General features: G+C 64.0%; 17 protein-coding genes and 1 pseudogene. 10 read left to right on the forward strand and 8 right to left on the reverse strand.

All coding sequences use genetic code 11. The features are described from left to right. Positions 1-27: 27 nt before the first annotated feature. Positions 28-663, forward strand: a complete 636-nt coding sequence (locus MF134_RS16070) for a GNAT family N-acetyltransferase (protein WP_255340478.1) — start codon at positions 28-30, stop codon at positions 661-663. Between the two features lie 185 nt (positions 664-848). Continuing rightward, positions 849-3,743, forward strand: coding sequence for an EAL domain-containing protein (locus MF134_RS16075; RefSeq protein WP_255340479.1), 2,895 nt, complete (start codon positions 849-851; stop codon positions 3,741-3,743). Between the two features lie 72 nt (positions 3,744-3,815). Here the strand turns inward: MF134_RS16075 and MF134_RS16080 are convergent, their stop codons facing one another. Then, positions 3,816-5,114 (reverse strand): lysozyme inhibitor LprI family protein, encoded by a 1,299-nt coding sequence (locus MF134_RS16080; RefSeq protein ID WP_255340480.1) that lies wholly within the window; start codon positions 5,112-5,114, stop codon positions 3,816-3,818. A 301-nt stretch (positions 5,115-5,415) separates the two neighbouring features. Here MF134_RS16080 and MF134_RS16085 point away from each other — a divergent pair, with 301 nt between their 5' ends. Then, positions 5,416-5,925, forward strand: a complete 510-nt coding sequence (locus MF134_RS16085; protein ID WP_255340481.1) for a GNAT family N-acetyltransferase — start codon at positions 5,416-5,418, stop codon at positions 5,923-5,925. 164 nt (positions 5,926-6,089) lie between these two features. Then, a pseudogene (locus MF134_RS16090) lies at positions 6,090-7,310 on the forward strand (polyhydroxyalkanoate depolymerase); the annotation flags it as partial. Between the two features lie 893 nt (positions 7,311-8,203). Here MF134_RS16090 and trmD read toward each other — a convergent pair. From trmD to MF134_RS16110, 4 genes are all read right to left on the reverse strand, one after another. Further along, complete coding sequence (trmD, locus tag MF134_RS16095; RefSeq protein WP_255340482.1) at positions 8,204-8,902, reverse strand: tRNA (guanosine(37)-N1)-methyltransferase TrmD; 699 nt, start codon at positions 8,900-8,902, stop codon at positions 8,204-8,206. A 7-nt stretch (positions 8,903-8,909) separates the two neighbouring features. Next, positions 8,910-9,212 carry a putative quinol monooxygenase gene (locus tag MF134_RS16100; RefSeq protein WP_255340483.1) on the reverse strand — a complete coding sequence of 101 codons (303 nt, stop codon included), beginning with the start codon at positions 9,210-9,212 and terminating at the stop codon, positions 8,910-8,912. Positions 9,213-9,215: 3 nt separating this feature from the next. Continuing rightward, entirely contained in the window at positions 9,216-9,791 is a 576-nt protein-coding gene (rimM, locus tag MF134_RS16105) for a ribosome maturation factor RimM (RefSeq protein WP_255340484.1), read from the reverse strand. Positions 9,792-9,929: 138 nt separating this feature from the next. Continuing rightward, complete coding sequence (locus MF134_RS16110) at positions 9,930-11,441, reverse strand: sensor domain-containing diguanylate cyclase (RefSeq protein ID WP_255340485.1); 1,512 nt, start codon at positions 11,439-11,441, stop codon at positions 9,930-9,932. A gap of 414 nt (positions 11,442-11,855) precedes the next feature. Here MF134_RS16110 and MF134_RS16115 point away from each other — a divergent pair, with 414 nt between their 5' ends. The 3 genes from MF134_RS16115 to MF134_RS16125 all read left to right on the forward strand — a co-directional run bounded on the left by MF134_RS16115 (position 11,856) and on the right by MF134_RS16125 (position 16,180). Beyond that, positions 11,856-13,547, forward strand: a complete 1,692-nt coding sequence (locus MF134_RS16115; RefSeq protein WP_255340486.1) for a COG3904 family protein — start codon at positions 11,856-11,858, stop codon at positions 13,545-13,547. A gap of 109 nt (positions 13,548-13,656) precedes the next feature. Further along, the gene (locus MF134_RS16120) at positions 13,657-15,354 is read left to right on the forward strand and encodes a hypothetical protein (RefSeq protein WP_255340487.1); all 1,698 of its coding nucleotides are present in this window, start codon (positions 13,657-13,659) and stop codon (positions 15,352-15,354) included. Positions 15,355-15,373: 19 nt separating this feature from the next. Further along, entirely contained in the window at positions 15,374-16,180 is an 807-nt protein-coding gene (locus tag MF134_RS16125) for an OmpA family protein (RefSeq protein ID WP_255340488.1), read from the forward strand. A 254-nt stretch (positions 16,181-16,434) separates the two neighbouring features. Here MF134_RS16125 and irrA read toward each other — a convergent pair whose 3' ends face one another. Together irrA and MF134_RS16135 are read right to left on the reverse strand one after the other, a co-directional pair. Next, positions 16,435-16,884: an iron response transcriptional regulator IrrA gene (gene irrA, locus MF134_RS16130; protein ID WP_255340489.1), complete on the reverse strand. Its 450-nt coding sequence runs from the start codon at positions 16,882-16,884 to the stop codon at positions 16,435-16,437. 179 nt (positions 16,885-17,063) lie between these two features. Continuing rightward, positions 17,064-17,540, reverse strand: a complete 477-nt coding sequence (locus MF134_RS16135; protein WP_255340490.1) for a hypothetical protein — start codon at positions 17,538-17,540, stop codon at positions 17,064-17,066. Between the two features lie 258 nt (positions 17,541-17,798). Here MF134_RS16135 and fabA point away from each other — a divergent pair, with 258 nt between their 5' ends. Genes fabA through fabI form a run of 3 tightly spaced genes read left to right on the forward strand, consistent with a single transcriptional unit; the run spans position 17,799 to position 20,456 of the window. Beyond that, entirely contained in the window at positions 17,799-18,332 is a 534-nt protein-coding gene (gene fabA, locus MF134_RS16140; protein ID WP_255340491.1) for a 3-hydroxyacyl-[acyl-carrier-protein] dehydratase FabA, read from the forward strand. Positions 18,333-18,366: 34 nt separating this feature from the next. Then, positions 18,367-19,596 carry a beta-ketoacyl-ACP synthase I gene (gene fabB / locus MF134_RS16145; RefSeq protein ID WP_255340492.1) on the forward strand — a complete coding sequence of 410 codons (1,230 nt, stop codon included), beginning with the start codon at positions 18,367-18,369 and terminating at the stop codon, positions 19,594-19,596. A 17-nt stretch (positions 19,597-19,613) separates the two neighbouring features. Then, entirely contained in the window at positions 19,614-20,456 is an 843-nt protein-coding gene (gene fabI, locus MF134_RS16150) for an enoyl-ACP reductase FabI (RefSeq protein ID WP_255340493.1), read from the forward strand. Between the two features lie 305 nt (positions 20,457-20,761). Here the strand turns inward: fabI and MF134_RS16155 are convergent, their stop codons facing one another. Then, the gene (locus MF134_RS16155) at positions 20,762-21,517 is read right to left on the reverse strand and encodes a sulfate transporter family protein (RefSeq protein WP_255340546.1); all 756 of its coding nucleotides are present in this window, start codon (positions 21,515-21,517) and stop codon (positions 20,762-20,764) included. Positions 21,518-21,656 lie beyond the last annotated feature (139 nt).

Raw genomic sequence — 21,656 nt, forward strand, 5'->3', positions numbered from 1 at the left:
GGGGCGATGGGCCTGATCGACCATTTCATGGGAAGTTCCGCGCCGGTCCTGACGGGCGATGGCGTTCTCCTGCGGCTGCCGCGCCATACGGACTTTCCTGCATGGCGCAATCTGCGTGAGGAAAGCCGCGACTTCCTGCGCCCCTGGGAGCCGATGTGGACGCTGGACGAACTCTCCTGGCCAGCCTACCGGCGGCGCATCCGCCGCTACAATCAGGAGGCCCGGGAAGGGAGCGGCTATTCCTTCTTCATCTTCGACGCTGCTGAGACGACACTCTTCGGCGGCGTGACGGTCGGCCACATCCGCCGCGGTGTCGCCCAGTCCTGCACGCTCGGCTACTGGATGGGCGAGCGCCATGCCGGCCAGGGCCACATGCGGCGCGCCGTCGAGGCGGTGAAGCTTTTCGCCTTCGACATCGAGGGGCTCCACCGGATCGAGGCGGCCTGCCTGCCGCGCAATGAACGTTCGATCCGCCTGCTGGAGAGTTGTGGATTCTCCCACGAAGGCCACCTGCGCGGTTACCTTAAGATCGCAGGGCGGTGGGAAGACCATTGCTTATATGCTCTTCTTGCCGAACAATGGTCGCGTTCGACGGCTAGTGCCGTGACGCAGACAGGCGATCCCACTTCGCGGCATCAAGGCGATCGCGTGTCCGTGTCGTAAACGGTTCGAATGGACGTGATCGGCGCGCGGTCTTGGCGCATCCGTTCGTCCCGGCATGACATGTCGGGGCGGGTGGGCGCGTCGGATCATGGGCGATCGATCGCGGGCGAATGTTTCCTGTGGAGGAGCGCGACGGGGTTCGGCGCGGCCTCCGTCCGGGCCAAGAAAAGAAAGTGCCGGGGGGCATGCACTGTATCGTTTCGCGTTTTATCCTCAAGCTGCTCGTCGCGTCCTTTCTCGTCGCCTTCGCCCAGCTTTCTTCGGCCTACGCTCTGGAGCCGGTCGGCGTATCGCGTGACGATACCGCAATCGACCTGAAGCCGGCCGCCGACATCTATTACGGCCAGGGCCGGAGCTTTCAGGTCACCACCGTGCCCGGCGCCGACGGGATCGTGCGCCGCATCGAGGTGGAAGCCAAGTCGGCGCAGGCCTCCGGTGACTGGGCCGTGTTCGCGCTTGCCAACAACACCGACGAACAGCTCGACCGACTGGTCGTTGCCTCGCATTTCCGCCTTGTCGATTCCGGCATCCTGTCGCCGGATCTCGGCTCCCAACGCATTGCCTCGATCACCCCCTCACAGGGCTTTGCCCTGGAGCGGCAGGCGAGCACCGACGCCGACGTCTTTCTGGTGACCCTCGACCCGGGTTCGGTCGTGACCTTCGTCGCCGAACTCACCTCCTCCCGGCTGCCGGAACTGCGGCTGTGGGAGCCCAACGCCTACAAGGACACCGTCAACGCCTTCACGCTCTATCGCGGCATCGTGCTGGGCATCGCCGGCCTTCTCGCGGTGTTCCTGACGATCCTCTTCGTGGTCAAGGGATCGGCGATGTTTCCGGCCGCCGCCGCGCTCGCCTGGGCGGTACTCGCCTATATCTGCATCGACTTCGATTTCTGGCAGAAGCTCGTTCCGCTTCAGCCCGGACAGGAGACGATCTGGCGCGCGGGCACGGAGGTGGCACTCGCCTTCACCCTCGCAGTCTTCCTGTTTGCCTATCTCAACCTCAATCGCTGGCACCGGGCGCTGTCGATCTCGCTCCTGATCTGGCTGGCGATGCTGGCTGGGCTCGGTGCGCTGGCCGTGTTCGAACCGATCGTCGCCTCCGGCATCGCCCGGCTTTCGCTGGCGGCGACGGCCGGTATAGGGCTCGCGCTGATCGCCGGCTTTTCCTTCCAGGGCTTCGACCGCGCGGTCATGCTCGTGCCCACCTGGTGCCTGATCATCCTCTGGCTTGCGGCCAGCTGGATGACGGTAACCGGCCAGATCGACAACGACATCATCCAGCCGGCGCTGGGTGGCGGCCTCGTCCTGATCGTACTTCTGATCGGCTTTACGGTCATGCAGCATGCCTTTGCCGGCGGCACTTTCGCGCAGGGGCTCCTGTCAGACATGGAGCGGCGCTCGCTGGCACTCGCCGGTGCGGGTGATGCAGTCTTCGACTGGGACGTCTCCCGCGACCGGATCTTCACCGGCGCGGAGGACGACGTGTTGAGCGGCATGCCGATCGCCGCGATGAACGGGCCGGCGCGAGACTGGCTGCCGATCCTCCATCCCGACGATCGCGACCGCTTCAAGCTCACCTTCGACACCATACTGGAACACCGCCGCGGCCGGATCGACCAGGAATTCCGGGTCTGCGATGAGGACGGGCACTATCACTGGATGTCGCTGCGGGCACGGCCGGTGCTCGGATCCGATGGCGAGGTGGTGCGCTGTGTCGGCACGCTGAAGGACGTGACCGGGCGCAAGAAGGCCGAGGAGCGGCTTCTCCACGATGCGCTGCACGACCAGCTGACGGGTTTGCCAAATCGCGAACTCTTCAATGACCGTATGGAGGCGATTGGCATCCTCGCCGCCTCGCGGCCCGATGTCCGGCCAACGCTCTTCGTCATCGACATCGACCGCTTCAAGCAGGTGAACGACGATTTCGGTCTGGCGGTGGGCGACACGATCCTTCTCACCGTCGGCCGCCGGCTGAAGCGCATCATCAACCCGCAGGATTCACTCGCCCGCCTCGGCAGTGACCAGTTTGGCCTGATCCTCATCTCCAAGACCGAGGTGGCTGCGGTCGCGGAATTCGCCGAGGAACTGCGCGAGGCGATCAAGGCCCCGATTTCGCTGGCTGGCCGCGAGATCGTGCTGACCGGCTCCATCGGCCTCAGCGGTTGGGCCGAAGGCGCCATGGCGGAAGACGTTCTCAAGGAGGCCGAACTGGCCATGTATCAGGCGAAGCGCTTCGGCGGCGACCGGATCGAACCCTTCCGCCCGGCCTACAAGACCATCGGATCGGGCCGCCTGCAGCTCGAATCAGATCTGCGCCGAGCTTTCGAGCGCTCGGAATTGTCCCTCGCCTTCCAGCCCATCGTTCATCTCGACAACGAGAAGGTCGCCGGCTTCGAAGCGCTGCTGCGCTGGGAGCATCCCAAGCGAGGGGCGATCTCGCCGGCGGAATTCGTGCCGATCGCCGAAAGCACTGGCCTGATCGTGCCGCTCGGCCAGTTCGCGCTGGAGGAAGCGGCGAAGCGTCTCAGCGATCTTCATCGCGCGACGTCCGCCGAGAAGCTCTTCATGTCGGTGAACATTTCGAGCCGACAACTCATTCGCCAGGATCTGATCGCCGACGTGAAGGCGGCGCTGGAGCGCTACAAGCTGCCGCCGGCGACCCTGAAGCTGGAACTGACCGAATCCATGGTCATGGACAATCCGGAGCGCTCGGCACAGTTGCTGAGCCGGTTGAAGGATCTCGGCGTCGGCCTGTCGCTCGACGATTTCGGAACCGGCTATTCGTCGCTCGCCTATCTGATGCGCTTTCCCTTCGACACGCTCAAGGTCGACCAGTCGTTCCTGCGCAACGACAATCGCCCGCAGCGCCCGATCATCCTGCATTCGATCGTCACCATGGCGCATGACCTCGGTCTGAAGGTCGTCGCCGAAGGCGCCGAGAGCGAGACCGACATCGTCCAGCTGCGCCAGCTCAATTGCGAGTACGCCCAGAGCTTTGCCTTCTCGCCGCCGCTCTCCTTCGAGATGGCGAAACGGCTTCTTGTCGATCGCTCGGCGAGCCTCAAGCGGGCAAGCTGATCGGGAAGCGCGGCGGTCTGCGCATCAGCAGGTGGGAGATGAAGCCGGGAGCGGCGAACCGCCGGGTTCGGCCTATCGGCTCCACCAGGACAACTCGTCGATCCGTTCACGAATCGACCGGGCGATGCAGCCCGCATCGTTGCCACAGGAATCGCGACGGGCGATCCAGCTCTTCTGCTCCTCGGTCAGATATTGCCGGTCCCTCGCGCCGACCCGGCCGCGCGTGCTGGCATAGCTTTGGCTGAGTTCGCGGTCGAGCGTGGCGAGTTCGGCATTGCCGCAGATGGCGAATTCCGTCGCTGTGCCGGCCTTGCGGCAATCGAAACTCGGCGAGACGAAACGCGGTTTGGGTTGGGGCTGGAGGACGGGCGCGGGCTGCGGCGCGGGACTGGGCGTCACCGGTGCCGGCACCTGGCGATCCCGTGTCTTGATCAGCTGGATCTGGATCTGGGCGTTTTCCACCTGCAGGCTGCAATCGCGGTTCTCGATGATGAAGCGCTCGAAGCCTTCGCTCGTATTGGTGCGTTTGGCCGCGGTGAAATTGGTGTCGCAGCGCTCGTTGTTCAAAAGGCGATCGCGCAGCACCTTGACCGAGTTCTGGCCCGGACAGTCGGTCGTCTCCAGATATTCCGTCAGCGCTGCCGCCGTGTTCTTGGCCTGGGCGATGGCGAGGCTCCGCTCGCACTGCAATCCCTTCTCCACCGCCTTGAGTTCGGCGATCCGGCTGGTGGCTTCGCCCACTTGGGGACAATCAGGAAAGAAGGCGACAAAGCTCTGCAAAAGATCGAGGGAGCCCTTCTCGACGGCCGACTGGTAGGCCGCATCGCAGCGTGGATCCACATGGGTGACGGGAATGGTCACGCTGAAGGAGGGCGTGCACTGGATCTCGCGCCGGCCGTCCTTGCCCGCCCCCCGTGCCCAGAGAATGATCTCGGTGTCGACGTTGCGTCCCACTTCGCGGTAGGGGCGCAGGAGGATCGTGACATCCGCATCCGAGGCGCCGTCGATCAGCGTCTGGAGTTCGCGCACCTTTGCTTCGCTGAAATCCGTGCCGCTCGTGGCGATGAAACGGAAGGAATCCGCCTTGGTGATCCGGGCGCCGGACTGGGTGGAGACGAGTTGCAGGAGCTGGTTCAGGATCTCGATCTGCGCGGCGTGTTCGATCTTCACCGCTTCGCCGGTCACGCCGAGAATATGCACGCTCCTCACCCGCTCCGAGCCAGGGAAACACTGGGGCTTCGTCTGCAAGGCCAGGAAGTTGATGATCGTCGTCGTTTGCCATGCGGGCAAGGCCTGCTGCGCAGCGGCCGGCAGAGCCGTGTAGAAGAAGGTCACCAACAGAAGACCTCTTGCCAGAGCTTGTATCATCATGGTCCCAGCTCTTGCCTCGCCGTCCTCCAATTGACGTCTTCCTGCGCTCTCCGGTCACCGCGATGTTGCAGTGGCCGGACCTTGTCAGGAACATCTTGGAAGGATCAGACCAGATCATGCGCGGAACGGCAACGGCTCTCGGCGACCCTACGTCATATCGCCTGTGTTTCCGGCCGAAGGGTTCTGTGAAAGCGGCCCCCTTGCCGCGCGGTCACATGGCCCGAGATGGTCGCGTCAGGCATGACTGCAGCAGGAGGCGGAGACGGCCACAGCCAAGCCAGGACGCAAACCCTTCAAGGGCATGGCCCCGAAAGGCTATCGCATTCGCATGATGGAGCCGGGCGAAGCCCCTGCCCTCCATGCTTTGCGGGGGCGCGTGCTCATGGCCGCCATCGACACGGCGACTGCCCCGGCCATCAGCCTTTCCGACTTCGTCACCTTCCTCGTGACCCGCGAGATCTACGTCGCAGAAGAAAAGGCCACAGGCGAGATTGCCGGTTATGCGGCGGCCGGGGGTTGGATCGATCTCTACTGGATATCCGAAATCATGGTCGATCCCGACCGTCCGCAGGCCAGTCTCGAAGACGCGCTCCTCGTCTGTGTGACGGAGAGAGCACGCTGGTTCCACCATCGCGCGATCGCTCTCAGAGCCCCACTGGACTCGCAGGTCGATCCGCCCTCTCATGTCCGACACGGTTTCATGAAGGTTTCACGAAAGGATTGGACGCCTAGTATCGAGGAGATGGTCGCGGAAGAAGCAAACGCGCTCAAGACATCCTTGCCGCGGGCAATCCATGTCAAATGGCTTTGACGACAAACCGAACTCGAAGCTGACACGAACTGGACGGCGGAAGAGCGGCGAGTTCTGGGTTTTTAGTAGTAACCGTCGACCCGATCCGAGGCGAGACGACCCACTCGAAATTTGTGCATTGCAGCAAAAATTGCTATATTTGACGCAAACGGAAGGCAAAAGCCATGTTGTATCAACTTTATGAATGGAATCACGCTGCGCTGACGCCGTTTCGTGCTGTCGCGGATGCTACCCGGCTGTTTTACCAGAACCCGCTCAATCCGCTGTCCCACACCACGGCCGGGCGGTCGATGGCGGCCATGGCCGAATTGTTCGAACGCACGACGCGCGTCTACGGCAAGCCGGAATTCGGTCTCTACGAGACCTTCATCAAGGGCCAGCGTGTGCCCGTCACCGACAAGCCAATCCTCTCCAAGCCGTTCTGCGATCTCTTGCATTTCGAACGGGAACTGCCGAAGAATCACGGCAAGGACCCGCGCATCCTGATCGTGGCACCCATGTCGGGACACTACGCCACGCTCCTGCGCGGCACGGTCGAAGCGCTCCTACCCTATGCCGAAGTCTACATCACGGACTGGAAGGATGCGCGCACCGTTCCCCTGACCCTGGGCCGGTTCGATCTCGACGATTACGTCGACTACATCATCGACATGCTGCATGTCCTCGGGCCGGACACCCATGTGATCGGCGTCTGCCAGCCCGCCGTTCCCGTTCTGATGGCGACGGCCGTGATGGAGGAGGACGAGGATCCCTGCGCCCCGGCCACCATGACGCTGATGGGCGGGCCGATCGACACGCGCATCAACCCGACCGCGGTCAACGATCTCGCCGAAGAGCGGGGGATCGACTGGTTCCGCGACAATGTCATCATGTCGGTGCCGTTTCCCCAGTCCGGCTTCATGCGGCAGGTCTATCCGGGCTTCCTGCAGCTCACCGGCTTCATGTCGATGAATCTCGACCGCCACGTGATCGCGCACAAGGATTTCTTCTGGCATCTGGTGAAGGATGACGGCGACTCTGCCGAAAAGCATCGGACCTTCTACGACGAATACAATGCGGTGATGGATTTGACCGCGGAGTTCTATCTCCAGACGGTGGAACACGTCTTCATCAAGCATTCCCTGCCGAAGGGCGAGATCACCCATCGCGGTCGGCGCGTCGACCTGACGGCCATCAAGCGCACGGCACTTCTGACCGTCGAGGGCGAGAACGACGACATTTCCGGCGTCGGCCAGACCGAGGCCGCCCAGGACCTGTGCATCAACATTCCCGGCGAGAAGCGCGTCCACTACGTCCAGGCGAAGGTCGGCCATTACGGCGTCTTCAACGGCTCGCGCTACCGCGCCGAGATCTGCCCGCGTATCGTCGACTTCGCCCTGACCCATGGCACCACACACACCGGCGCCACGAAGCCGCGCGAAGACGCCAATGTCGACCATACGCCGCGGCGCATGGGCGCGTATGCGGAACGCGTCGCCAAGGCCGGCAAGCTGGGGCGCAACCTCTCGCAATCGGGCGACAGCGCTTTCGACGCCGCGGCCGGCCTGCCGAGCTTCAACGCCGCGATGAGCGTGATGACCGCGCCGGCCAAGGCGATGATGGAAGGCGCCATGGAGGCCACGAACTATTCGTTCGGTTCCTTCGCCGGCGGCAACAATGCCGGGTTCTCGGCCCCGATCGGGCTTCCCTTCCAGGCGAAGAAGCCGAACGGGACGGAAAGCTATCCGAGCGGTCCGAAGACGATGGAGGCCCAGCCGGCGCCGCAGCCTGAGCCGGAAGCCTCGGAGACCGCAACGCTCGAAACTCCCGCGGCGCTGAAGACCGAAGCTGTCGCTCCCGCCGAGCCCGGGAAGGCTCCAGCGACTCCAGCCGCCGCGAAATCCGCACCGGCATCGACCGAAGCGGCCAAGCCGGCGGAAAAGGCGAAGGCGCCCACTGCCGCCACCAAGACTGCGGAAAAGGCACCAGCCAATGACGCAGGCAAGGAAGCCAAGAGCGAGGCGGCACCCGCGGAAGCCAAGTCAGCGCCAAAGCCTGCCGTAGACACGGCCAAGACCGCAGAGGACAAAGCCGAGAGCAAGCCGGCCGCCGCTGCGACGACAACCAAGGGCGCGACGCGCAGCACCAAGCCGCGCCGGCCGGCCCGCCGCAAGAGTCCGCAGTCGTCCGGCACCGGCAGGCGGCGACATTGAGCGACCGCGCGCTGCCAATGAAGATGTGAGAGCACCGCTTTCGAGCGGAGACGAAGGCAGAGTTCGAAAGGCGGCGACTGAGGCGTTCAGTCGCCGCTTCCTTTTGCAGCCAGCAGATCGGGCCGACGTTCGCGCGTGATGCGCTCGGCCTCGGCGCGGCGCCAGCGCTCGACGGCGCCGTGATCGCCGGAGGCAAGAACGTCCGGAATGCGTTGCCCTTCCCACTCTGCCGGTCGCGTGTAGTGGGGATGTTCGAGAAGCCCCTCCTCGAAGCTCTCCGTCTCCCCGGACAGCGTGTTCCCCATCACGCCGGGAAGCAACCGGATCACCGCATCGAGCAGCACCAACGCGGCGATTTCCCCGCCCGACAGCACATAGTCGCCGATCGAGACTTCCGTCAGATTCCGCCCTTCGATGACCCGCTCGTCGACGCCCTCGAAACGGCCGCACAGGATCACGGCGCCCGGCCCCGCCGCGAGTTGCCGCACGAATCCTTGCGTGAGCGGGCGTCCCCGCGGGCTCATCAGGAGCCGTGGCCTCGTGTCCGCCGCGGGCGAAGCCGCATCGATCGCTTCGGCCAGGACATCGGCCCGCAACACCATGCCGGCTCCGCCGCCTGACGGCGTATCGTCCACCGCGCGATGACGGCCACGGCCGAAATCCCGAATCTGCCGGGTTTCGAGGCGGACATCGCCTCGCTCCAGCGCCCGCCCCGCGAGCGATATGCCGAGTGGACCCGGAAACATTTCGGGATAGAGCGTCAGAACCGTCGCGTGAAACGCCATGGGACGCCTAGCCGAGTGGCTCGACCGCACCGGCCTCGATCACGCTCAGTTCACGCTTGAGGATCGTGACCCCGGAGAGGACCTTGTGCCAGTCGGCGATGTGCGGCGCACGGGCATGGGCATCGAGATCGGCGCGCGTATCCCATTCCTCGTAGATGCGCACGAGGCCAGGTTCCAGAAGGTCTTCGGCAAAGGAATAGACACGGCAGCCCGTCTCCTTGCGCGTTTCCGTCAGCACGGTCCTGGCCGCGTCGCGGACACTGGCAAGATCTTCCGGGCTCAAGCGCAGGGTGCCCGCAACGATGATCATGGCCTATTCCTCCTCATTCCTGTCCTGCGAGGGCGCGACCCGCGCCGCTTCGACCGATCTCCGCTCGTCCTCGACATCTTCTTCATCCTCCCCGGCAGCAAGGCCTGCCGCGACCGGGTCGACCGTCAGGACTCCGGCCTCGACGTCGAGGGCGGGGACGGCGGCTTCGGAAAACGGGATCATCACCGTCGCGCCTTCGGGTGGCGCGATCTCCAGGATGTCGCCGGCACCGAAATTGTGGACGGCGACCACCTCGCCGATGGTCTCGCCGGCGGCCGTCGAAGCCACCAGACCGACGAGATCCTCCAGATAGAATTCTTCATCGTCTTCGGTCTCGGGAAGCACCGCGCGGTCGACGAAGAGCTCGGTCCCGTTCAGCCTTTCGGCATGGTTGCGGTCGCCCACCTCTTCGAACCGGACCAGAAGCACGTTCTTTTGCGGCCGGGCGGCCTTCACCGTGTAACGGTTTCCCTTGGCGTCGAAGAGCGGACCGTAGGCACTGAAGGCCTCCGGCTCTTCGGTAAAGGAGCGCACGCGGCACTCTCCGCGAATGCCATGGGCGCCGCCGATGACGGCCATGAGGATAGGATTTTCCAGCGTCACGCCGCTCGCCGACCGTTCTCGATGGGATCTTCTGCCCTAGACATGGACGGGCAGATACAGGAGGCGACGAGCGCTCGGCAAGGTCTCCGTGAGCGGCGATCCCGGACCGAGCGGCTATTGCACCGATGAGGAGGCGGAGGCCGTCCCGCTGTCGGCGCGCTTGGCGTAGTGCCTGCGCTTTTCGGCGTACATGTTCTCGTCGGCGCGGATCACCGCATCTTCCAGCCGTTCGCCGTCCTTCGCCGTGGCGAGTCCGAAGGAAAAGGACAGGCGGGCATTGCTGTAGAACTGGTTGTTGACCTCCACGAGTTCCTGAAGCTCGGCCACCATTTGCCGGCCTTCCGCCAGCGTGCTTCCCGGCATCAGAACGGCGAATTCGTCGCCGCCGATGCGCGCCACGGTCGCCGGCTTCTTGACGCCTTCCTTGAACACTTCGCTCGCGCGCCTGAGCAGCGCGTCACCGGCGGCATGGCCCATCGTGTCGTTGGCCGCCTTCAGCCCGTCGAGATCGGCAATGACGATCGTCACCGGCGAAGGCCCCTTGCGCTCCAGACGATTGAGCTCGTCGACGAAGAAGGAGCGGTTGTAGAGCTTGGTCAGAATGTCGTGCTTGCCGAGGAATTCGAGATAGGCCTCGGCCTTCTTGCGCGCCGTGATGTCGGTCAGCGCGACCTGCACCAGGGACCAGTCGTCCTCGCACCCAGGGAATACCGAGAACTGCAGGTGCACATGAAGCTCTTCACCCGACAGCGAATAGTTCACCACCTCGCGCTGCTGGAAGAGCTTGCCGTTCCACAGATCGATGAGCTGTTCGCGGAAGGGCTGTTCCATGTTGTCGCGAAACACCTCGCCGATCCGGCGCAGAAGCATCTCCTTGCTGGGTGCCTCGAATAGTTCGAGCGTGTGGCGATTGACGTCGATGATCCGGATCTCGCTCATGCAGCGGCGAACGAATTCGGGATGCACATCGGTGAAGGTGCGGAAATCGACGACGCCGCTTGCGCGCACCCCATCGATCAGTTCCTTCACGGTCGAGAAGTCTTCCACCCAGAGCGAGATCGGCGAGTGTTCGAACAAGCCGCGGGCGAAGTTCTCCTTGTCGGCCAGACGACGGCGTTGCTCGACATGCTCGGTGATGTCCTCGGTGGAAATCAGCACCCGGCTCCAGTCATCCTCGTAATCGGGCAGGATGCGGGCCTTGAGCTGGACCTCCCGGCGCTGGCCGGACAGCGTGTAGTTGACGGCCTGGCTTTCGAAGCCGGTGGCTCCGTCCCAGAGCTGGCAGAGCTCCCCGATATGGGTGGAGAACATCTCACGAGAGAAGATGACACCGAGATTGGCCGTCAGTTCGTCGAAATCGGCGGCCTCGAACAGTTCGAGCGTGGGACCGTTGACCGCCAGGATGCGGATGGCATGGGCCGCCTCTTCGACCAGATCCGGCCGGGCTTCGAGATGCTCGCGCAGGGAGACGACACCTTCCGCCCGCCACCGATCCATCAGGGCTTTCACGCCGCTGTAATCTTCGAGCCAGAGGGGGAGCGGAGCGAGTTCGAATACGCCGCCCTTCGATGAAGACTCGTCGAGCAAAGCTTCCAGGGGAAGTGCCTCAGATGACAGGGTGTCCATGAGCGCCTCGACCTCCAGATTTTTGCGGCATGTGCCAACGTTGTCGCGACGCGAATCACGGCCGCCGCGGCGGAAATTTAGGTTCGAATGCTTACTAACAGGTTGCAAAGCGCATCGGTTATGTAAACAGTTTAATAAATTTTCCTTGTCCCTGCCCGACGCTTTTCCGCAACGTTGAAGCGATTCAGGACTCGATTTGCCGTCTTCGAGCGCGGCGCACTCGACCAATGTCCGCGACCGGGACGATTCGTTCGGGCTGAGAGCACGTTCTTCCCTTACGGCATGGAACGTCATATCCTCATGGCAGGCTGGGTGGCGTTGTCTTTGACCCGGCAGCTTTGCCTTTGACGACAATCTTTGAGAGTGGGCTCGATGCGGCTTTCTGACATGCCAGATGCCGGGTGCGAAACGTCGATGCTTGGCGCGAACGGATCTGCGTCCCGCGGGCCTGAGGCCAAAGATGCGGCCCATCATGCTCAGGCGAACCTGATTCACCTCGTGGTGAGCCTCTTCATTGTCGCGGCCTGGGCTCTGTCAGCAGCCTCGGCCGCGGCCGGCGAATTCCGTCTGGTGCGTGAGCAATTCAGCGCAACGCGATCCGAACCGCTGATCCTGTTATCAGGACCGATCGAGAAGGGTGACGCCGAGCGGCTCGCCGCATTGATCGACGAGGTCTGTGCGAGTCGCGAGTGCGACTATCAGAATACCGCGGCCATGCTGAGCCTGAACAGCCCGGGCGGCTCGTTCACCGAAGGGATCGCGCTGGCCGAGACCATGCGCGAGAAACAGGTTGCGAGCATCGTCGAGAACGGCAGCCTATGCCTGTCGGCCTGCGCGCTCGCCTGGCTCGGCGGGTCGAGCTTCCATCCGACCGGCGGCGTCGGCACCTATATCGACCGCTATGTCGAGCCGGACGGGCAGATCGGCTTCCACTCGCCCTACCTCTCCGACGCGGCGATTGCCGCCTTGCCCGAGGAGGAACGCCTGGGCACCCAGGCGACCGGCCTGCGGCTCGGCATTTCGAAGATGGTGCGGTTTCTCGCGAGCTTCGGCGTCGATCCTCTGGTCATCGACCGGATCGTCGCCATGGGTCCGGACGAAGTGATGACGATCGAGACCGTGGCCGATGTGGTGGCATTCAGGGGCGAGCTGCCACCGGTGCCGGTTTCGACCCTCGGCTTCGACCGTCGGGCGATCACGTACAATGTCTGCCTGAAGCTCCTTGCGCACCATAACGGCACTGATCTCGACGCGCCGAGCAATCTGGAGTCATCCTATGGGGAAGCGCAGACCGGCAAGACCAGGAGCGGCGAGGCTTTCCTGGGCTTCGAGATTTCGGACAGGCCATTGACGATCGCCTTTTGCGGCGCCAACGCATCCCAGGCCATTCCATCTGACGACTTCACGATCTCGCTGGCGCGCATGGCCTGGAAGGACGATGTGAGCGAAACCTATACGGAGCCCTTCACGAACTTCGTCTTTTCCAAGGTCGGCTGGAACCAGGCCGCCTATGACGGTCAACGCGCGACCCAAAGCATCCTGCGACTGACGCCAATGGTTTCCTGGCTGTTGCCGAAGCAGATGCGGCTTGCGGATCTGCCGGGACCCGTGCGTGCCGCCATAGAAGCGGACAAGAGAGGCATCGCAGCGCGCCCGACGCCGCAACTCACTCGCGGCCCGGCAGCAACGCCTCCCCGCACCGCCGACTTCTCGCGCCTCCGCGCGGCCGTGATTTCAGACGCCGTGCCGACGATCGAGGACCAGAGCCGAAGGCTGTACCGATTCGGCGATCTCGACGTGGAGGTCACCGTGGGTTCGTTTTCGCTTTACAGCACTGAAGCGGCGCGTCGCGACAGGCTGAACCAGCGGCTGCTCACCTATAACAAACACTTCGACGATTCCTTCGTTTATTCCGGTGTCGAGGCCGACCGCCAGAGCGGCTTCTACAATTTCGCACTTCTCGATGGCGACGCCACAGCCGTTGTCCGGATCGGCTTTGCGCTCGGGGCCGATGGCCGCGCCACGCAGGAAGCTCAGAGACTCATCGGCCAGATCGCATGCTCGGCGCGGTTCGGGGCGGCCGGTTTACCTTGCGCCAAGAAATGACGGCCGGCAGCCTGTCCGCATGCCGCCAAGCTTGATCAATGACCGATCTCGGGTTTCCAATACGCTGACGGACGAATTCGCGTATCGAGATCAAAAAAGGGGAGGCCAGGTGGTCCAGAACAACGATGCCGCCACGTCGAAGAGCCGGATCGGCCGAGGTGAGGCGCGCCGGATGCTATCCGCCGTGATAATGCTGGTCCTTTCGGCACCGCTCGTCGCAGGCGTCAACGGCACGGCCCGTGCCCAGGGGACTGACGACACCCTTGCCCTGATCGAGGACCGGCTGCAGAACACGGTCGCCGACATTCTCACCCGCAATTGCATCGGACCGGGCGAGCCGCGGCCCTTCACGGTGACCTTCTACGGCCTGCCCTTCACCGACCCGCATTTTTCCCAGAACGATCGCGAGCGTATCAATCAGACCGTGCTGACCGGCCTGCGCGAGGCACGGCGTGTCTCGATCGACGTCAGCGCGGCCGAGAACGCCGGCGCCCTCGCTCCGATCTCCGGGCAGGATGCCAGCGACCGCACCGCTCTCGCCAACGCGCTCTCCCGCCTGGGCTCCTCGACCCTGCCGATCGTCCTCAAGGCGACGCGCCCGGAGCCGAACATCGCCCGTCTCGACATGGCGGTCTTCGCACGCGGCGCCGAGGGCGCCTATGGCTGCAACCGCTCGATCACCTTCAATCTCGATCTCGGCACGCTGGAGCCGGTTCGCGACAGCCGCGGCTTCAGGGATTACGTCACCCTCGACGGCGCCTATGGAATGGCGCTCGACAGCCTCGCGCCAAGGCTGAAAGGCGTCACCGGCATCTGGCTCGACACGCAGACCGACAACAGCTGCCCCTATATCTCGCGGGCGGTTTCCCGTTTCGAAGACGCCTATTACGGCAACGGCCAGGTCAATTTCTCGGCCGGCCTGACCGACCGCAACCTGCCGGACTTCCTTCTCGAAGAGCCCGGCGAGGGCGACGGCGCAGCCACGCTGGCGCTCAAGTACAGCGTTCCCGAAGGTGTGGAGAATACGCTCGATCTTCTCGTCTCGCTGACCGCGAAGGGTCGCGTCCTGTCGCGCCAGCGCTTTTCCGTGGCCGCGGAGACGCAGGATCTCGATGCCTGTCGGCCGGCGCCGGCAACGGCCGATGCGACACCGGTCGACGGCGGCGAAGTCCCGCCCACCGATCCCCAGAACGCCGCCGACACGGGTCAGGCCGGGGACGGCGCCGACCGGGTCGCGAGCACGGGCAATCCGGATGAGCCGGGTGGTGCGCCCGACGTGGCGCGGGACGGAACCGTCAACTCCGTGCCGCAGCCGATCGACGATCCGGACGCCACAGAACCGGGAGAGGATCTGGCCACGCTCGATCAGTCCTCGGCGCCGGCCTGTCAGGAACGCGGCGAGATCCTCGACTTCACCGTCGGGCCCCGGATCGCCCGGACCGGCGACCGGCTTTCGCTGCGGGGCCTCGTCCGCCAATGCCAGCCGGTCTTCTTCGCCTATGCCTCCGGCAAGGTGACGCCGGTTCCCTTGCGGATCTTCGAACTTGGATCACAGCCTTCCGGCGCGATCTCCTATGAATCCTCGCCGGAGACGAAGATCAAGCTCTACCTCGAAGAGCAGGATCCCGTCGGCCTGAACAAGATCGTGCTGTTCTGTTCGAGCTGTGTGGTCAATCCCGCTCAGAGCGATCTGGTCGAATGGCTGCGCGGCGTCCGGGACAGGCTTGCGAGTGACCAGCGCTCCGGGGCTGCGACGCTTCCGAACGGGGTGGGCTATGCCTTCGGCTCGGTCGAAAAGGTCAATTGAAATGAAGGGAGACTTGTCGATGAAGACGCAACAGCACCTCCGGCTTCGAAAGGCTCTCTCGGCCCCGTCCGTCAGGTCGTCTCGACGCCGCCTCGCCCTGGCGGGCGCCCTCTTCGCGGCAACCTGTGTCGCCGCGACGCCGACGCTTTCACAGGGCACGTCGCTCGACAGCTTCGACCTCGATTCCATCGCACCCGGAGCCGGCCAGTCCAACACCACCGCCTACGAAGCGCCGAAAGTGGACGATTCGCTTCTCAACGCCTCCACTGGCCTCGGGGATTGCCTGGTGAGCGGCGGCGACAATTGCTCCGGCGAGGCCAAGAAATCCTCCAAGAGCTTTTCGCTGGATGATCTGCAGAATCTCGGCGTCATCGAGGAGGAGCCGGCACCGCCCCCGATCGCCGCGACCGAAGCCACGCCGCAGGAGCGGCGGGATCAGGAACGCCGTCAGGCGGCGATCGCGGTCGAAAAGGCAAAGCCCCTTCCCTCGATCGATATCGAGGTGCTGTTCGCCTATAATGACGCCCAGCCTCTGCCCTCGGAATACGGCAAGATCTACGAGCTTGCGGCGGCGCTCAGCGATCCGCGGCTCGCGGATAAGCGCTTCGTACTCCTGGGCCATACGGATGCGGCCGGGAGTGACGCCTACAATCTCGAACTCTCTCAGCGTCGTTCGGAGGCGCTTGCCCAGGCCCTTGTGCGGGCTTCCGGCCTGCCGCGCCACCGCTTTGTCACGGCTGGGCGCGGGGAGCGGGATCTGAAGACGCCCTGGGCTCCCGAGGCAGCCGAAAACCGCCGGGTTCAGATCGTGCTTCTCGACCGCTGAGACGCCGGTCGTCGAGCACCGAAGGAGGCCGATCGCAGCCCGAGGATGGGTCGGCACTGAGATCCTTGCCGCTCCCACCGGGCGCTGGCCGATGCCATCCGCCCTTGGCCGCCCGCCACGGCCGGAACCTGATTGAAATTGCACCCCTCTTGCCGCGGCGGGGCCAAAGGCCAAAAAAAGACCCGATCGCTTGTCAGCGGCCGGGTCTTTACAAAGCAAGAGAGGGTGTTTCGTCGCGGCGGAGCCGCGCCGTCTCAATCCGCGCTGCGCGCTTCGGCATCCTTCTTCCGGCGCACACGAACCACGACGTCGACATTGACGATTTCCATGCCTTCGGGCGGCTCGGGGAGATCGTCGAACTTCAACGTGTTGCGCGGGATGTCGATCATCTCGTTTTCCTCTTCCACGAAGAAATGGTGATGATCGGAGGTATTGGTGTCGAAATAGGTGCGCTGTCCTTCCGCCGAGAGCGGACGGACCAGACCGACATCGGTGAACTGGTGAAGCGTGTTGTACACGGTGGCAAGCGAAACGGTTTCGCCGGCCTTGTGCGCTTCCTCATAGAGCTCCTCGGCCGAAAGGTGCCGATCGCCCGAGCCGAACATCAGGTTGCACAGGGCAACACGCTGCCGTGTCGGCCGCAGGCCCACCGACCGAAGCCGCTCGAACACACAAAAGCTCTGGTTACGCGTCTGATTTTCCATTCCCGACAATGCCACGCTTGGTATTGGTGTCTCGATCACCGCAGAAAAGCGGCAACGCCGTTTCGATGCTTGGACATAGCATATAGGTAAGTGTCAAGCATCAAAAAACAGCGATTACGTTGACAAAATTTATCAGCTTTATCGCAGCCGGGGCAACCCCGGCGTGGCAAGGCCGCACCTCAATCCGCGAACCCGCAGCCGGTGCGCAACTTTTCGAGTGCCTGGGCCGAGCCGGCCAGCGGCACCTCGTAACGGCCGGCCGGCGTCGCGACGACGGCCTTCCGCCCCCTTCGCAGCGCCTCGACGAGATCGGTCGCCTCACCTCCGGTGACGGCCGCACGCAGCACCGATCCGGCCTCTCTGCCACCCGTGAAGGCGATCGCTCGGAACCGTCGGGCGATCCCATCGATGGTGATCACGACCGTATAGGCTGCGCCCGCCTGCAGCCGCGTCGAGAAGCCGGAGAAGCCGAGGGCAAGCCCGGCGCCGGCGCATTCCACCGTCAGTCCGGTGAAGCGATCTTCGACGGACAAGCCTGCCGTGCCATTGGCATAGCCCCAACTCTGCGCGCCGGCCGGCGAAAGCGCAAAAAAGGGGAGAAGCGCCGCAAGGCTCGATGCGCGGCTCCACGGCAAGACGGTACGCAGAAGTGACATGCAGTCCGCAAATCCTTTGGGAAATCCGACCCATATGCCGGATCATGGGCCGGTCATTTTCGACAAACGGCGCAAACCTATCGAAATGCGTCCTCTCCCGCCACACATAGCCCTGGCGCAGGTCCTCGCGTTCCGGCCTGTTCGGAGCTGTCCGCCATCGCGGTTTTCAGCCCCGCACCGGACGTGCTAAGGGCGCAAGCGAATCCGGCCGTTGCGGAGATGACGGCCGACCAACGACAGGGTGGAAAACCAACACCGATGACAGCGCGCAAATCCTCCTACGACTACGACGACCTTCTCGCCTGTGGTCGTGGCGAGTTGTTCGGTGCCGGCAACGCGCAGCTTCCGTTGCCCCCGATGCTGATGTTCGATCGCATCACAAAGGTCGACGAGACCGGTGGTGAGAACGGCAAGGGTCTGATCACCGCGGAGTTCGACGTCAAACCGGACCTGTGGTTCTTCCAGTGCCATTTTCAGGGCGATCCGGTCATGCCGGGCTGCCTGGGCCTCGACGCTCTGTGGCAACTGACCGGCTTCTTCCTCGGCTGGCTGGGCGAGCCGGGTCGCGGGCGCGCCCTCGGCGTCGGAGAGGTCAAGTTCTCCGGCCAGGTCACGCCGAAGGTGAAGACGGTCGAGTACGGCGTCGAGTTCCGTCGGGTCATCCGTTCCCGACTGAAGCTCGGCATCGCCAATGGCTGGATGAAGGCCGATGGCGAGGAGATCTATCGGGCCAGCGATCTTCGCGTCGGGCTGTTTACCGACGAACAGGCGGCAGCCGCCGCAAGCGCATGAACCATTGCCGGCAGGACAGAGAGGAAAGCGCGCGATGAGACGGGTTGTCGTGACCGGAATGGGAATCGTCTCCCCCATCGGCAACGATGTGGAGGAGGTGGCGCGCTCCCTTAAGGAAGCACGCTCCGGAATCAGCTTTTCCGAGGAATACAAGGAACTCGGCTTCCGCAGCCAGGTGCACGGCAAGCCGACCCTCGATCCGACGACGGTGCTCGACCGCCGGGCCATGCGCTTTCACGGCGGCGGCACGGCCTGGAACCACATCGCCATGGATCAGGCGATCAAGGATGCCGGGCTCGGCGAGAACGAGATCTCCAACGAGCGAACCGGCATCGTGATGGGTTCGGGTGGCGCGTCCACCATCTCCATCGTGACCGCCGCCGACATCACCCGCGAAAAGGGCCCGAAGCGGGTCGGACCGACCATGGTGCCGAAGGCCATGTCCTCCACCGCCTCGGCGACGCTCGCCACCTGGTTCAAGATCAAGGGCATCAACTATTCGATTTCCTCGGCCTGCTCGACCTCCAGTCACTGCATCGGCAACGCTGCTGAACAGATCATGATGGGCAAGCAGGACCTGATGTTCGCCGGTGGTTGCGAGGATCTCAACTGGTCGCTCTCGAACCTGTTCGACGCCATGGGCGCCTTGTCGGACGGGTACAACGACCGCCCGGACGTCGCCTCGCGCGCCTACGACGCCGATCGCGACGGTTTCGTGATCTCCGGCGGTGCCGGCGTTCTCGTTCTGGAGGAGTATGAGCGCGCCAAGGCACGGGGCGCGACGATCCATGGTGAGCTGGTCGGCTACGGTGCGACGTCCGACGGCGCCGACATGGTCGCGCCTTCCGGAGAAGGCGCGGTGCGCTGCATGCGCCAGGCCCTCTCCGGTTTCAAGGGCCGCCTCGACGGCCCGATCGACTACATCAACCCGCACGCCACCTCGACGACCGTCGGCGACCGCATGGAAATCCAGGCGATCCGCGAGGTGTTCGGGGAGAGCATCCCGCCGATATCCGGAACCAAGTCGCTGACCGGGCACAGCCAGGGCGCAACGGGCGTGCACGAGGCGATCTATTCGCTGTTGATGATGCGCGACGGCTTCATCGCCAAGAGCGCACACATCGAGAATCTCGATCCCGAATTCGAGGGTCTGCCGATCGTGCAGGAACGTCGCGACGACATCCAACTCGACCGGGTTCTCTCCAATTCCTTCGGCTTTGGCGGCACCAATGCCTGCCTTGTCTTCCAACGCGTATCCGATTGAGGAAGAGGGCGACCGCCATGGGCGATCTGATGCAAGGCAAACGCGGGCTCGTGATGGGCGTCGCCAACCACAACTCCATCGCCTGGGGCGCCGCCAAGGCGCTGGCCGGGCAAGGCGCAGAGGTCGCGCTCACCTATCAGGGCGAGGCCTTCGGCCGCCGCGTCAAGCCGCTCGCACAGGAAATCGGCACGAAGCTCGTTCTTCCCTGCGACGTCGAAGACCCCCAATCCCTCGACGCCGTCTTCGCGGCGCTCAAGGAGGAATGGGGCTCGATCGACTTCGTTCTCCACGCCATCGCCTTTTCCGACAAGAGCGAGCTCAAGGGTCTCTACGCCGACACGACGCGGGAAAATTTCACCCGAACGATGGTGATTTCCTGCTTCTCCTTCACCGAAGTCGCCAAGCGCGCGGCCGAGATGATGGAGAATGGCGGGTCGATGGTCACCATGACCTATGGCGGCGCCGTGCGCGTCATGCCGAACTACAACGTCATGGGAGTCGCCAAGGCGGCGCTCGAGGCGTCGGTGCGCTATCTCGCGGCCGATTTCGGCCCACGCAACATTCGCGTCAATGCGGTCTCGGCTGGCCCTGTCCGCACGCTGGCCGGTGCCGGCGTTTCGGATGCGAGGCTGATGTTCAACTATCAGCGCCGCAACGCGCCGATGCGCCGCAACACGACGATCGAGGAAGTGGGCGGCGCGGTCCTCTACCTGATGTCGGAACTCGCCAACGGCGTGACCGGCGAGATCCACTATGTGGATTCCGGCTACAACATCATGTCCATGCCGGCGCTCGACGAGTTGAAAGCGCAGGAGCACCGCAAGGTGATCGTCGAAGGCGAGGATCCCGGCGAGGGTTGAGCGGCCTTTCGCGTGAGGCGGCGGGAAACATTGCGCATACTAAGGCTTAGAAGAGCAGAGGTGTCATAGCGGCGGCGGCATGAGATGTGGCGCCCCATGCTGCGACGTCGTCATCCTCGGGCTTGTCCCGAGGATCTACCGAGGCGAGTTCATACGGCCCTCCTCGGGCGGAAAGGCATTCGGAAACGATTTTGACTCGTCGCTGGCAGTAGATCCTCGGACAAGCCCGAGGATGACGGGATTCGCAGTCACCCGCGCCTCGTCATTGCCAAGCCGCGACCTCACGTCGAACCGTCACCCAGACGTCAAACCGAGCTATGCCCCTCCGCGAGCGGCTCCCGCCGTTCCGGTGCCGGGAGCCCGCCTGTCTTCAGCGAAATCCGCTGGTGGAGATGCACCATCATCGAGGCGGCAAACAGCGGCGCCAGCAGATTGACGATCGGGATCATCAAAAACAGCGCGACCACGAGGCCGGCGAAGAAGACCGTCGTGCCGTGGCGCCCGCGCATCGCCTTCGCCTCGGCCTCCGAGCGATAGCGCATCGCGGCGAACTCGAAATATTCCCGGCCGACCAGATAGCCGTTCACCAGAAAGAAGGCGACGAGGTTGATGCCCGGCACAACGAGCAGAAGCAATGCCAGAAGATTGCCGAGGATGACCACGCCAAAGAATTTGGCCGACAGGATCACGCCCTGGACGAAAGGGACGGCACGGCCGTTCGGCGTATTGGGATAGGACTGCTTCTCGACGACCTCCGCGACATCGTCCAGGAACAGGCCGGCAATGATCGCGCTGATGGGGCCGATCAGGAAGACGAGCGCGATGGCAAGCGCGATCCCTGCCCCCCAGCCGGCGACTGTGCCGGCAGAATCGACCCAGCCGGGCGCGTCGGGAAAGAGGTTCGTCAGGAGCGGCACCGCAAGCCATTCGAACACCGCCTCGACCGCGAACCACAGGACAATGAGCACGATCAGGGTCAGCCCGAGCGACTTCCACAAGGCGGCACGGAAAGGCGGCGACAGGATATCGGCAAGGGCGAGGCGGGCGGCGGTGACGATCATGCCATTGGAGATAGGCAGCGCCCCGGCTCCCCGCAACATCTGGCTTTGACCAAACGTTACGACGCCCCGCTGCCAATGGCATGCAGGGCTTTGGCGCGAAACCGGACGGTCAGCGTGTTGCGGCGATCCGCGACGAGAG

It is taken from the genome of Jiella marina, assembly GCF_024359545.1.
Classification (GTDB): Bacteria; Pseudomonadota; Alphaproteobacteria; order Rhizobiales; family Rhizobiaceae; genus Jiella.

Coding starts and splice junctions, on each gene's coding strand:
- rimM (WP_255340484.1), bottom strand. CDS start 9,791: ATGGCCGTCATCGGCGGCGCCCATGGCATTCGCGGAGAGTGCCGCGTG.
- MF134_RS16110 (WP_255340485.1), bottom strand. CDS start 11,441: ATGGACACCCTGTCATCTGAGGCACTTCCCCTGGAAGCTTTGCTCGAC.
- MF134_RS16115 (WP_255340486.1), top strand. CDS start 11,856: ATGCTTGGCGCGAACGGATCTGCGTCCCGCGGGCCTGAGGCCAAAGAT.
- irrA (WP_255340489.1), bottom strand. CDS start 16,884: ATGGAAAATCAGACGCGTAACCAGAGCTTTTGTGTGTTCGAGCGGCTT.
- MF134_RS16155 (WP_255340546.1), bottom strand. CDS start 21,517: ATGATCGTCACCGCCGCCCGCCTCGCCCTTGCCGATATCCTGTCGCCG.
- trmD (WP_255340482.1), bottom strand. CDS start 8,902: ATGGCGTTTCACGCGACGGTTCTGACGCTCTATCCCGAAATGTTTCCG.
- fabI (WP_255340493.1), top strand. CDS start 19,614: ATGGGCGATCTGATGCAAGGCAAACGCGGGCTCGTGATGGGCGTCGCC.
- MF134_RS16135 (WP_255340490.1), bottom strand. CDS start 17,540: ATGTCACTTCTGCGTACCGTCTTGCCGTGGAGCCGCGCATCGAGCCTT.
- MF134_RS16070 (WP_255340478.1), top strand. CDS start 28: ATGGGAAGTTCCGCGCCGGTCCTGACGGGCGATGGCGTTCTCCTGCGG.
- MF134_RS16100 (WP_255340483.1), bottom strand. CDS start 9,212: ATGATCATCGTTGCGGGCACCCTGCGCTTGAGCCCGGAAGATCTTGCC.
- MF134_RS16075 (WP_255340479.1), top strand. CDS start 849: ATGCACTGTATCGTTTCGCGTTTTATCCTCAAGCTGCTCGTCGCGTCC.
- MF134_RS16085 (WP_255340481.1), top strand. CDS start 5,416: ATGGCCCCGAAAGGCTATCGCATTCGCATGATGGAGCCGGGCGAAGCC.
- fabA (WP_255340491.1), top strand. CDS start 17,799: ATGACAGCGCGCAAATCCTCCTACGACTACGACGACCTTCTCGCCTGT.
- MF134_RS16080 (WP_255340480.1), bottom strand. CDS start 5,114: ATGATGATACAAGCTCTGGCAAGAGGTCTTCTGTTGGTGACCTTCTTC.
- fabB (WP_255340492.1), top strand. CDS start 18,367: ATGAGACGGGTTGTCGTGACCGGAATGGGAATCGTCTCCCCCATCGGC.
- MF134_RS16125 (WP_255340488.1), top strand. CDS start 15,374: ATGAAGACGCAACAGCACCTCCGGCTTCGAAAGGCTCTCTCGGCCCCG.